Annotated in this window: 8 protein-coding genes; 4 read left to right on the top strand and 4 right to left on the bottom strand. The window is 63.6% G+C overall.

The window, feature by feature from the left end; translation table 11 throughout:
• Positions 1–37: 37 nt before the first annotated feature.
• Both VZQ01_RS06605 and VZQ01_RS06600 read left to right on the top strand, forming a co-directional pair.
• Entirely contained in the window at positions 38–607 is a 570-nt protein-coding gene (locus VZQ01_RS06605) for a hypothetical protein (RefSeq protein WP_426747208.1), read from the top strand.
• A 2-nt stretch (positions 608–609) separates the two neighbouring features.
• Positions 610–1452, top strand: a complete 843-nt coding sequence (locus VZQ01_RS06600) for a hypothetical protein (RefSeq protein ID WP_426747207.1) — start codon at positions 610–612, stop codon at positions 1450–1452.
• 34 nt (positions 1453–1486) lie between these two features.
• Here VZQ01_RS06600 and VZQ01_RS06595 read toward each other — a convergent pair whose 3' ends face one another.
• The 4 genes from VZQ01_RS06595 to VZQ01_RS06580 are packed head-to-tail and all read right to left on the bottom strand — an operon-like array spanning position 1487 to position 4315.
• Positions 1487–2386 (bottom strand): CBASS oligonucleotide cyclase, encoded by a 900-nt coding sequence (locus VZQ01_RS06595; protein ID WP_267697155.1) that lies wholly within the window; start codon positions 2384–2386, stop codon positions 1487–1489.
• Positions 2386–2886 carry an HORMA domain containing protein gene (locus VZQ01_RS06590; RefSeq protein WP_267697154.1) on the bottom strand — a complete coding sequence of 167 codons (501 nt, stop codon included), beginning with the start codon at positions 2884–2886 and terminating at the stop codon, positions 2386–2388. The genes VZQ01_RS06595 and VZQ01_RS06590 overlap by 1 nt, the downstream gene beginning before the upstream one ends.
• The gene (locus tag VZQ01_RS06585; protein ID WP_324289055.1) at positions 2883–3362 is read right to left on the bottom strand and encodes a CBASS system Cap8 protein; all 480 of its coding nucleotides are present in this window, start codon (positions 3360–3362) and stop codon (positions 2883–2885) included. Before VZQ01_RS06585 ends, VZQ01_RS06590 begins: the two co-directional genes overlap by 4 nt.
• The gene (locus tag VZQ01_RS06580; protein ID WP_267697153.1) at positions 3359–4315 is read right to left on the bottom strand and encodes an AAA family ATPase; all 957 of its coding nucleotides are present in this window, start codon (positions 4313–4315) and stop codon (positions 3359–3361) included. The genes VZQ01_RS06585 and VZQ01_RS06580 overlap by 4 nt, the downstream gene beginning before the upstream one ends.
• Positions 4316–5094: 779 nt before the next feature.
• Here VZQ01_RS06580 and drmD point away from each other — a divergent pair.
• Together drmD and VZQ01_RS06570 are read left to right on the top strand one after the other, a co-directional pair.
• A complete protein-coding gene (drmD, locus tag VZQ01_RS06575) occupies positions 5095–8280 on the top strand; it encodes a DISARM system SNF2-like helicase DrmD (RefSeq protein WP_426748935.1) in 3186 nt (1061 codons plus the stop codon).
• A 59-nt stretch (positions 8281–8339) separates the two neighbouring features.
• On the top strand, positions 8340–12197 hold the full coding sequence (locus VZQ01_RS06570; protein WP_426747205.1) for a DNA methyltransferase: 3858 nt from the start codon (positions 8340–8342) through the stop codon (positions 12195–12197).
• Position 12198: the final 1 nt, after the last annotated feature.

Below are 12198 nucleotides of genomic sequence, written 5' to 3'. Positions count from 1 at the left end.
GCTGCTCCTGCTCGCGTGCGCTGGTGGGAGCGAGTCGGTGCGGCCAGTGCCCGCCGGGGAACTGGAGGGTGTTGGTACTTTTGTCGACGCTCCCAGTGGCGGCGGCGATGGGGTCCTGCCCGGTGCCTTCTTGTCTCCGGAATGGGAGTCGCTCGTCTGGGCCGGGGCGGCGAGTCCGCTCGAAGGTGCGGTCGCCATGCGGCCGGTGCGGAGGAGCGCTGGTACCGGGCCCTTGCGCCGTCCTCCACTGCTGAACCCGAGGCCATCACCCGCGCAGGCCCAGACTCGGGCCCAACGGAACGCGAACCTCGCGGTCGTTCTCCAGGCGCGGCAGCTCTACCAGCAGCGGCTCAAGGAAGCGCAGGCGACGTACCCCAACAGCCTGGGGTATGAAAACCACCACTTGATTCCGATGTATCTGGGAGGTCCGGCAAACGGCCAGACGTATCGGTTGCCCACCGCATACCACAAGGCAATCACCCAGGCGTTCCGTCGGAAATGGGAATATGGCCAGGGCAGGAGGCCCGAGCCGCAGAGGCTGCAAGACATCATGATAGAAGTCTATTCGCAGTACCCGATTCCCCAGCTCATCGGCATCGAACCGTAGCCATGCGTGAGACCATCGAGTTCCGAATCCCAGAGCGTCATGCGGCGAGGCTCCTGGAGCCTGGGCTCGGCGTTCGGCTGGATGAGAGTACGCGTAAGGTCGTTCTCCCGATTGAAGACAAGCGGGTCCAGGAGATTGGTCGGATTGACCGCGACTTCTCCCAGAAGGGAACGTCTTTCTTTCTGGGGTGGAGCATTCATCGCAGCTACACGGAGAAAGAGCTTCAGTCCGCGGAGTTGCTGAACCTCGTTGTCCGGGCGTATTTCGAGCCGCCAGGATCCATGTGTGGCACCGAGTACGATGACGCAGCCGCATGCCAGCACTGCGGCGCCGGGGCACCGATGAAGACCCCACTCATCCTCAACACCCGCCGCGTCCCCAAGAACATGGATATCGCCCAGACCATCGCGGGAGAAATCGTCGTGTCTCCGAGGTTCGTGGCAGCCTTCCAAGCGCATGGCCTGCGCGGAGCGGAATTTCGCCCCGTCCTCCATCAAGGACGCAAAGGGCCGCAGCCTTCCGAACTCTCCCAGCTCGTCGTCACCTCAAGGCCGCTGAAATTGACCAGCAGGACGGTCGCAGGCAACAACCCATTCGACCTCGACCAGCACAACGAGCACCGCTGCCCGAAGGGTCATATCGCCGGGCTCAACCAACTCTCCGAGCTGTACGTTGAGCGCGCCAGTCACGATGGCAGCGACATCTGTCTCACCGACAAACTGTTCGGCGACAAGCGAGGCGAGCTGCGGCCCGAGTCTCGGCTGCTCATCTCACCGAATCTGCGTGACGTGCTCACAGAAATGAAGGCCAAGAGCTTCATTCTGGAAGTCGCCCACTTCGAGTAGATAGGGCACCGTCGTAATCTGAATCCAAAGTTGATCACGACAGTGGGAACTTTGGCCCGAAGAGGGCGCGCCATGCCTTCAGTGCTTCCCCGTTGCGTCCTTGCCGTACGTGGTTGATGGCGATGGACGCCTCTCGGCCCGCTGCGAGCAACAACTCTCTTGCTCGCGTCTTCCGGTCGTCGTCCATCATACCGCTGATCGCCGGCCCTAATTGCGCAGGATCTCCCCATTCGTCGAAAATCCTGTCCGCGAGCGTGGAGAAGAATCCCTGGATCTCGTAGTCGAAGCGCCCTCGCCAGCCGCCATGGAGGCACTCCAACGCCATCACCTCGATGAGAAACGACGGCTTCATGGGTTTCTCGCCATGGCGTGGATGGTTGTTCCAATACTTGACCATGCGAACGAGCCCCTTCCACTCGCTCGAGTACGCCTGATGCGCGGCCACTGCCTTGGCGGCATGGACCTTGGGATTGGTCTTGATCCACTTCCCTGACTCGCGGTCCGGAATCTCGAAGTCGTCACCCGAGGGGAAGGCCGGAACGACATCGACGCTGATGACCCGATAGTCCGTATTGTCCTCCGCATCGGCAACGACACCGAAATCAACGTTGATGGAGCGGCTCTGTTTCCGAATTGCGTCCTTGCCATACTTCGTAACGAGCGCCGCGTGGAAGGCATCGAGCACGACGGTCGATGCCTTCTTGAGATAGTGGCGCTCCGACTCATCGAGGACGAAGAAGATGTCGATGTCCTTGAGCGGCTTGGTCTTCGTATGCCGCGCATACGAACCTGTCAGAAAGCTGTTTTTGATGTCGAAAAGACCATCCAGGTACTCCCGGACCTCTTGCTGACGCGAGGAAGCATTTTGCTGCTCTCGCTCGTTGAGTTCCAGGCGACTCTTGAACTTTCGAAAAGCCTCTTCCACGGTCAACATCAGCGCTTCCTCCAGTAGCTGGCATGCGCACCAAGTCCATTGTGTTCGATGGTTGCTCCGAGGCTTTGACGAACCATCCCGTCCGTCGAGCGGAAGGAACCCGCCGACCAGCCTGGGACATCAGGACGGCCTGGCTTTGTCTGTAGAACTAATTCATACATGGCGCTGGTAGGCGCCACCCCAACCTTGCGGAGGTGGTACCTGAGTTGGTCGGTATCCACCCAGAAGTTGCCGTCTCCTTGGGACTGATTTTGGACGACATCGATATCCCATCGATCAATGAGCCTATTAGTCGTCGGATTGTAGATCTCGAGCACGACGCGCTCGAGATGCCCGGACCCAAGCCAGGTCCGGATGGCCAGCAGATGCGTCTGCCAGTTGTTCACGAAGTTGGAGGGATCGAGCCCGATTTCTCGAATGATCTCTTTCAAGCTCTTCAAGATGTTATCCGCCACGAAGGTGACGGAGTGTGTGTGGGTATAGACGACGACACGGGTCATGATTCGAGAAACCCCTTCGGGTCGAGAATCAGAGGGCCGGCCTTCGACAGGCGGGTCTCATCATCGTCAATGGAAATTCCACTCGAAACGTCACGGGCGGTAACGCGGCTGCCATGCGTCGAGAGAGTGCTTTGGACCCATGCGAGGTCATCTGTCCCGCATGGCAGGGAGACGGACCACTGTCCTTCCAGCGGATCATAGCCCAACACATCTTCACTTGCGTCCGTCCCGTCGACGGCATCCTCGTCATAGATGCAGTAGATGCGAGTACGCGGCCCGTCACAGGTCACGACAATGGGAGCCTCCTTGGGTGATTGGTCCGTGATGAGGCAGGATACGACTCCAGTCACCGCGAGGAGCTCGTCCCGGTCCGCACCCGCCTTGCCCTGGGTCAAGAGCTCGACGATGTCCGTCCAGGTTCGCACCGCGTCGCGGTGAGGAACGCTCCGAAAGGTCCGCCTGTTCACCGTTGTCATGTCGCCTTGCCCCCCTGCATCGTGCGGCTCGTCTTGGCGGCCTTCACGGCAAGCACCAACTGCTCAAGCGTCACCCGGTTCGGGTCCATCGCGGTCTCGGGAGTGCTGGCGAGGGCATTCGCCACAACCTTCCGAATGGCTCGCCCATCCAGTCCCACGCATTCTCCGACACACCGCTCGAAGTGTAGAGCCTTTGGAAGCTTGCTGATGGCCGGATAGAGCTTCCCGAGCCCCGTCAGACAGTCAGTGAGAATCTGGCCGCAGGCCTTCTGGTCGGGCAGCGGAACCTGCATCACGAGGTCGCAGCGCGACAAGAAGGCCTCGTCCACGGCCTCGGGGAAGTTACTCGTCGCGACGAACAGCAACTGAGGATACTTCTCCGCCATGGCATCCAGTTGGACCAGCACGGCGTCCGTTGCGCGATGGATGTCAATCGGGTTCGCCTCGAGGCTCAGTTTCGAGCGGTCCACAGCCAGCGTCTCGACCTCATCGAGCAGGACGATGGTTGGCCCACCCTCCACCGTCTCAGCAATGGCGGTCGCGAAGAGGTCCGAGACCGCGCGCTGAGTCTTTCCCATCGCCGAGCTCGTCACCGAGTGGGGGTCTACCTCCAGCATCCGGAACTGGCCCCCCTTGAATGACTTGGCCACCCGATGCGCCAGGCCCCGTGCGAGCGACGTCTTTCCCGTACCAGGGGGGCCCACGAGCAAGATGACTCCATGCAATGGCAGTACCTGTCGATCCACCTTGCCGCGAACCGTGAAGTTGAGGACTGCCTGCGACAGCAGCTGAGTCTTTAGCCGTTCATCGAGGATGATGGAGTCCCACAGCGTGCCAAGCTCATCATCCGGTAGTGCTCGACGCGTCTGAATACCTCTGGGTAGGTCCTTGCCGTCATGTTGAAGGACCGCGCCACCTCGTCTCTTCATGTTCACCGCCAGATTTGGGTTCATTTCTCAAGACGCCAACCGCGCCAGCACCCCTCGCGACCCCACGATTTTTTCGCGGGCTCTCCGCCATGCGCTTGCGTAGCTCCACCCCGACGCCTGCTGTCCACCCTCCCTTGGGTGACACTCCGGCCACCGCCTGCTGGACGGCTGCCCTGCGGTGCAGTGATTACCGGCCCCAGCGGCTTGCCACTGGCCGGCGGACGCCGCTGCGGGCGGCTTGCAGGTCGCCCTACTTCCATGTATGCGTCGTCGGCTCCGACACGCCCAGCTTCGCCGCTGCCTCTCTCCTGGCGTCGCCCGCATCGCGGTGCTGCTCCACGAATGTTCGTAGCGACTCCGGGAACGACTGCGGCTCCTAACTGCACCTCCTCACGGAGCCGGTTCAAATCCTTCGCTACGTGCCCCGCCGGGGCTGGACGGAAGAGGTCTCATGTGCGGACGGACATTGGCACGACGTGGCACGGCGAACTCTTACGATTCATCACCGGTACGGCCCAATCCGCTCCTGCGGACCGGGCGAGGTGTGTTCTTCGACACAGGCAGGGCGCTTGCGCGGGTGTAGATGCGGAGTTCGAGGGAGTCCTTCCGGGCTCCATCCGTGCGGGCCAGAGAAATCATGGTGCGGCTGACTAAGAGGGATGCTGTGCTGCGCGGATACACGTATCGGCGCCCTGAGTCTGCCTGGCTAGATGAAGCCGGGTATCTACCTCTGGGGGGTGAGGGCTCGACACTTGATTGTTGTTGGTTTGTAGCGGCATGTAGCTCCCGTGCCAATCGCTCCCATGCTGTTGCCGTGCGCGGGTGATATCGCGCAGGTCCGACACCGTCAGTACTTGGTCAATGAGGTCATTGCTCCTGCAGATGTCCGGGAGCAACACACTCTCGTTCGTCTCACGTGTCTCGATGATGACGCACAGGGGCGCCCCCTGTCTGTCTTGTGGGAGCGTGAGCTCGCTGCTCGGGTCATCCGACCCCACCAGGGTGGACTGGGACCTCCTGTTCGTTTCGACGAGCCGCGTCACTTCGCCGCGTATCTCCATGCGCTCAAGTGGAGCTCCGTCACCGCCACCGACGCCCGGCTCTTCCAGGCGCCGTTCCGTGCGGGCATCCACTTGATGAATCACCAGCTCACGCCTCTCAAGAAGGCGCTCGAGCTGCCTCGGGTGAATCTCTTCATCGCCGATGACGTGGGGCTCGGGAAGACCATCGAGGCGGGGCTGGTGTTGCAGGAACTCATCCTCCGCCAGCGCGTGGACCGTGTCCTCATCGTCTGCCCGGCGTCGGTGACGCTCCAGTGGCGCGATGAAATGGAGAAACGCTTCGGCCTGCGCTTCGAAATCTTCAACAGCGAGTTCGTCTCCCGCCGCCGTCAGGAGCGCGGCTTCCAGGTCCCCGTCTGGGCCACGCACTCTCGCTTCATCGTGTCGTACCAGACCCTGCGGCGCAGCGAGTACTTCGAGCCGCTGAAGACCCTCCTGGAGGAGAAGGGACACCACAAGTCCTTGCTGGTGCTCGACGAGGCACACGTCGTCGCGCCCGCCTCGGCCAGCCGGTACGCCATCGACACGGAGACCACTCGTAGCATCCGCTCCCTGGCGGAGCGCTTCGAGCACCGGCTCTTCCTCTCCGCCACGCCCCACAACGGCCACTCCAACAGCTTCTCCGCGCTGCTGGAGATGTTGGACCCACAGCGCTTCACCCGTGGCACCCGCGTCCGCGAATCACAGCTGGCTCCCGTCATGGTGCGCCGGCTCAAGGGTGACCTTCGCGCCCTGGGCAGCTCACAGCGCTACCCCGAGCGACACGTGGTGGGCGTGCGCCTGACGCATGACTCGGGGCGCTGGCACGCCGAGTGGCTCGCCCCGGACGGAAAGACCGTCGAGGAGCGTGTCGACCTGGGCGAAGCCTCCGCCCCGGAACTGGAGCTGTCCCAGAAGCTGGCGCGCTACACGGAACTCATGGCGCCCGGCACGAAGCAGGGGCGCCTGGTCTTCATCAACCTCCAGAAGCGCCTCCTCTCCAGCATCGAGGCATTCCACCGCACCCTCTCCGTCCACGCGGCGGCCTTCGGCTCGGGGACGCGGGTTCCCGACGGCGGAGCGCTCACCGGCGACACGGCTCCCGAGTCCGAGGAGCACGGCGAGACGGACGACGCACTCGAGCTGTCGTTCGCGGAGGCCATTCGCGAGCACAGTCAGCCGCTGTCGACCAACGCCCAGGCTCGCAAGCTCCTGGAGGACATGCTCCAGCTGAGCGCCCGGCACCGCTCGGCCCGGGATGCGAAGCTGCGGGCCCTGCTCCACTGGATTCGCGAGCACCAATGTCCGCTCACCAAGGGCGCTCCGTGGAAGCCCCGTCGGGTCATCCTCTTTACCGAGTATGGTGACACGCTCCGCTACCTCAAGGAGCAGCTCACCGCCGCCTTCGAGGGGACCCACCGGGGTGATGAGCGCATCCTCACGCTGACGGGCGGCATCGATGACGCGAAGCGCGCGGAGGTGCAGGCCGCCTTCAACGGCTCGATGGAGGAGTTCCCCGTGCGGGTCCTCCTCGCGACCGACGCCGCACGCGAAGGCATCAATCTGCAAGGCCACTGCGCGGACCTCTTTCACATCGACGTTCCGTGGAACCCCTCACGCATGGAGCAACGCAACGGCCGCATCGACCGTGCCTTGCAACCCGCTCCCACCGTGCGCTGTGGCTACTTCGTCTACGCCCAGCGCGCCGAGGATGCGGTGCTCGACACCCTCGCTCGCAAGGTGGAGACCATTACTCGCGAGCTGGGCAGCTTGGGCTGTGTGCTGATGGACCAGATGCATGATGCCCTCGCCTCGGGCATCTCGAAGGGCACGCTGGAGCGCGTCTCCCGCGCCGCGACCTCGACTCGCACGGAGGTGACGAAGCGGGAACTGGAGTCTCAGCGCACGCTCCAGTCCCTGCGCAAGGAACTGGATGCGATTGGAGAACTCCGCGAGCGCAGCGGCAAGGTGATGGACTTCAATCCCGTCCTGCTGCGCGATGCGCTGGACGTGGGGTTCGAGCTGGCCGGTGCGGGCCGGTTGGAGCGGGAGACCCTCACGGAAGAGGGCCGGACGCTGGAGGCCTGGAGGGTCCCCGCGCTTCCCGCTTCTTGGAGCACGACCCTGGATTCCATTCGTCCGCGCCGGGCGCACGACGAGGCACCCTGGGAGTGGCGCAAGCGCCCCCTGTCTCCCGTCGTCTTCGAGGCACCTCCGGGCGTCGCCAGCAAGCTCGTCCACCTGCACCTGTCCCATCCGCTCGTCCAGAGGGTGCTTCAGCGGTTCCTGGCGCAGGGGTTCTCCGCGAACGACCTTAGCCGAGTCACCGTGGTCCAGACCCAACGCGACGCCGTGGCTCGCGTCATCGTCTTCGGCCGGTTGTCTCTTTTCGGCGAGGGCGCCGCGCGGCTCCATGACGAGGTGGTCTCTGTCTCAGCCAGGTGGCTGGACGGCGGCGGCCGAGGGCACCTGAAGCCCTTCGCCGATGAGGCGGACCGCAAGGTCATCGACCAACTGGAAACCACGCTGGCGGAAGCGCCCGCGCTCTCCTCGATACCGAAGGCCGTCCAGAAACGCCTGCTGGCCAGTGCCGAGTCCGACTTCTCGAAGCTCTGGCCCGCCATCGAGGAACAGGCCTCGGTGCGAGAGCAGGGGGCTCGCAAGAAGCTGGCGGCGCGCGGCGCATCCGAAGCCAAGGCGCTGACTCAGATTCTCCGCGAGCAGAAGGAGGCCATCCAGGAGGCCCTGAGCGCGCAGCTCGAGCTCTCGCTCGATGCCCAAGCCGAGAAGGATCAATGGAGGAGGGACAAGGTGCACCTCGAACAGCGATTGACGGCACTCGGCAGGGAACTCGTCGAACAACCTGAATCCTTGAAGGACACCTACGCCGTGCGGGTCGCCCGCCTGGTTCCCGTGGGCATGGTCTACCTGTGGCCGGGGGCTCGCTAATGAACGGTCAGAGCCTTGGCGGGGATGTCGAGCGTCGCTATCACCAGACGTGGATGGGGATGGCGCAGCCCATCGAGGGGCTGGTGGTCTCCATCCCAGTCCTCGAGGACGCGCAGTGCATGCAGCGCCTGCCCGTGTCCGCGCAGTCGCGGTTCGTCCTGCTGGCGGGCCGGGACTCACCTCGCGTGACGGATGTCCCGCGCTTCCTCCGCGAGGTGCTGGGCTACACCGAGGAGGATTTCACCACGAGGTTTCCGGAGGACCTCCAACTCGATATCGAGGAGGGGCAACAGACCCTCAAGCCCTCGCGGGGGCTGTTGCGACGAGGGCCCCCTCCCGCGAGGCCAGAAGGGTTGCCGGATGACTCCACGCCCATCAGCCGCGCCGCGGAGGGCTTCGCGCTCCTGACCTGGGAGCTGCCGGCCGGATTGGACCTGGACAAGAAGGAAGACACCACGGGCGCGTGGTTCTACGAACCCACCGCCAAGTTCGACCGGCTGCTGCGCGCGGCCCGGGTCCCCATCGGTCTGCTGTTCAACGGGGACTCCGTGCGACTGGTCTATGCGCCCCACGGAGAGACCTCGGGACACATCACCTTCCGGTTCAAGGACCTCGTCACCGCCAGCGGTCGTCCGCTGTTCGACGCGATGGTGATGCTCCTGCACGCGCGCCGCTTCTTCGGCGTGCTGCCCGAGCATCAGCTCCCCGCGCTCCTGGAGCAGTCACGCCGCCGGCAGGCGGATGTCACCGACGAGCTGGCCGACCAGGTACTGGAGGCGCTCGGCGTCCTGCTCACGGGCTTCGAGACAGCCGCAGAACGGGATGGCTCCCAGGCCCTGGACGAGGCGCTCTCACGAGGTGAGGAGCATGTCTACGGCGGGCTCCTCTCCACGCTCTTGCGACTCGTCTTCATCCTCTACGCGGAGGACCGGGGCCTGCTCCCCGTGGACCAGGAGCCCTATCGCGATGACCTGTCGGTGAAGGCTCTTCACGCGCAGCTCGTCGAGGACTGCAGCCAATACCCCGATTCGATGAATCGGCGCTTCGGTGCGTGGCCTCGGTTGTTGGCGCTCTTCCGGTGCATCTACCTGGGGGCCTCGCACGACAAGCTGCGAATGCCGGCGCGGCGTGGGGAACTCTTCGACCCTGACGCATTTCCTTTCCTGGGGGGAGTGGGCTCCTCCGAGGAGGGCACGGATGCGCGGGTGCCTCCCATCGATGACGAGACGGTCCTGCAGGTCCTGGAGCGGCTCGTCTTCCTCAAGGGGCAGCGACTGAGCTTCAAGTCGCTCGACGTGGAGCAGATCGGCTCCGTGTACGAGGGCCTGATGGGCTTCCACGTGAAGCGCTTGACCGGGGCTGGAATCTGCCTCAGGCCCTCGAAGGTATGGGTCTCCGTGGACGAGGTGCTTGCACAGCCCTCGAAGCGGCGTGCGGCTTGGCTGGAAGAGCAGACGGGCCTCGACGCGAAGGCGGTAAAGGCCCTGTCGAAAGCGCTGGAGCAGGCCTCAACGCAGCAATTGGTCCTCACCGCGCTGGAGCCGTACCGCGCGAAGGGGACCGAGGCACGGCGCGCATCTCAGCTGGTGCTGCAACCCGGCGACGAGCGGCGACGGACCAGCAGCCACTACACGCCTCGGAGTCTGTCGTCCCCCATCGTCCGCCGGGCGCTGGAGCCCTTGCTCAAGACCATGGGGCCGCAGCCGTCTTCCGAGAGACTCCTCAATCTGAAGATCTGCGACCCGGCCATGGGGTCGGGTGCGTTCCTGGTGGAGTCCTGCCGCTTCCTCGCGGACCAGGTTGTCGCCGCCTGGACACGTGAGGGAGTGCTGAAGCGTGACAAGCACGAGGACGAGGTGATGCGGGCACGCCGGCTGGTGGCCCAGCGATGCCTGTACGGCGTGGACAAGAATCCATGGGCCGTGCAACTCGCGAAGCTGTCGCTGTGGCTCGTGACGCTGGCGAAGACGGAGCCCTTCACCTTCCTGGACCATGCGCTCAAGTGCGGAGATTCGTTGGTCGGGCTCGGCCTGGAGCAACTTCGAGCGTTCCACTGGGACCCGAGCAGCAAGAAACAGTCGGAGCTGCCCTGGGCGTTCATCTCGAAGGCACTGAACAGCTCGCTGGAGAAGCGCGAGAAGATCCTCCAGCTCGCTCTCGACCTGGAAGGGCCGGACCGCAAGCCGCTGCAGTTGGACCTGGGGCCCGGCAGGGTGAAGGAGGGGCTTCTTCGGGACGCGGACAAGGCGTTGGAGGACATCAGGCACATAGCGAATGCGTGTGTCGGGGCGTTCTTCGCCCAGGGTTCAGACAAGGAGCGGGAGAGGGAGCGTGTCCGCCGCTTGGACCTGATTGGGACGTGGCTGTCCAAGGCGACGAATGGGGTTCTGCCTCCCATGCCGGAGGACATTGCGGCGTTCTCCGCGCCGTCATCGACGTTCCACTGGCCGCTGGAGTTCCCAGAGGTCTTCCATGGGAGCCGGCCGGATCCGCTCGACAACGAGCAGCCGAACAAGGCTGCATGGATCGATGGGTTCGTGGGGAACCCGCCGTTCGCGGGAAAGAACGCCATCATCGAGACGGGCGGAGAGAACTATCTCCCTTGGCTCCAGGCGGTTCATGAGGGGGCGCACGGCAACGCGGATCTCTCCGCACACTTCTTCCGTCGTGCGTTCCATCTGCTGGGTGAACACGGCAGCTTCGGATTCATCGCCACCAATACCATCGCGCAGGGGGACACGAGGGCAACTGGACTGAAGTACTTGGTGGACCACGGCGGCCACCTCTATGACGCCGTGCGCTCCATGAAGTGGCCGGTGGCTGGCGCAAACGTCTCGGTGTCCACCGTGCATCTGGCGAAGGGGCACGTCTCCAGCCTGATGCTGGAGCCTCGCCTGGATCGTCTGCCTGTAAAGTGCATCAACTCTCGGCTGCGTGGAAAGCCTGAACGCCCGGATCCTGTGGCGATTGGTGCAAATGCTGGCAAGAGTCTCGTTGGGATGTACGTCTTGGGAATGGGGTTCGTGCTGAGCCCCGAGCAGCGCTCGACTCTTGTTGAAAAGTCATCTAAGAACGCGGCGCGTATCTTTCGCTACGTGGGTGGCGAGGAACTCAACTCTGACCCGTGTCCTGAATTTGAAAGGTATGTAATCAATTTCGAGCAAATGGATTTGGCCGGAGCGGAGCGCTGGCCCGATCTCATCCGCATCGTACGGGAGTTGGTGAAGCCTGAGCGAGACAAGAACAAGCGCGATGCTCGCCGAAAGTACTGGTGGCGATTTGGCGAGACGACTCCGGCGCTCTATGAAGCACTTCGCCCGTTAAGCCGTTGCCTCACGATCTCTCGAGTCTCAAAGCACTTGATGTTCTCGTGGCAGCCGTCGTCCGTGGTCTTCAGCGAAGGCGTTGTTGTCGTTCCCGTCGAGCAGGCCCGCTGGTTGACGGCGCTGCAGTCCCGCGTGCATGAGGTCTGGACTCGGCTTCTGTCGTCATCGCTCGAAGACCGCCTTCGTTATGCTCCTAGTGATTGCTTCGAGACCTTCCCCTTTCCTGACTTCGGGAATGCATCAGCGCTCGACCGCATCGGCGAACGGCTCCACGCTGAGCGCAGTCAGTACATGCAGGCCCACAACATCGGCCTGACGACGACTTACAACCGGCTCAAGGACAAGTCCGTCACCGACACCGCGACGCAGCGCCTGCGGGACCTGCACGTGGCCGTGGACCAGGCCGTCCTGGACGCTTACGGCTGGAAGGACATCCACGTCCCTCCGTACTGCGGAGCCACTCCCAAACAGCTCGAAGCCTTCGAGGATGAAGTTCTCGATCGCCTCTTCGACCTGAACGAACGCCGCGCCTACGAGGAAGCCCATCCCACCGTCCGCCGTCCCTCGAAGTCCCGCGCCCAGACCGCTTGAG

The sequence above is a fragment of the Myxococcus faecalis genome (genome assembly GCF_050039385.1).
Classification (GTDB): domain Bacteria; phylum Myxococcota; class Myxococcia; order Myxococcales; family Myxococcaceae; genus Myxococcus; species Myxococcus fulvus.
Note: the sequence above shows the minus strand (reverse complement) of the source record. Positions and strands in the feature narration are given on the sequence as shown.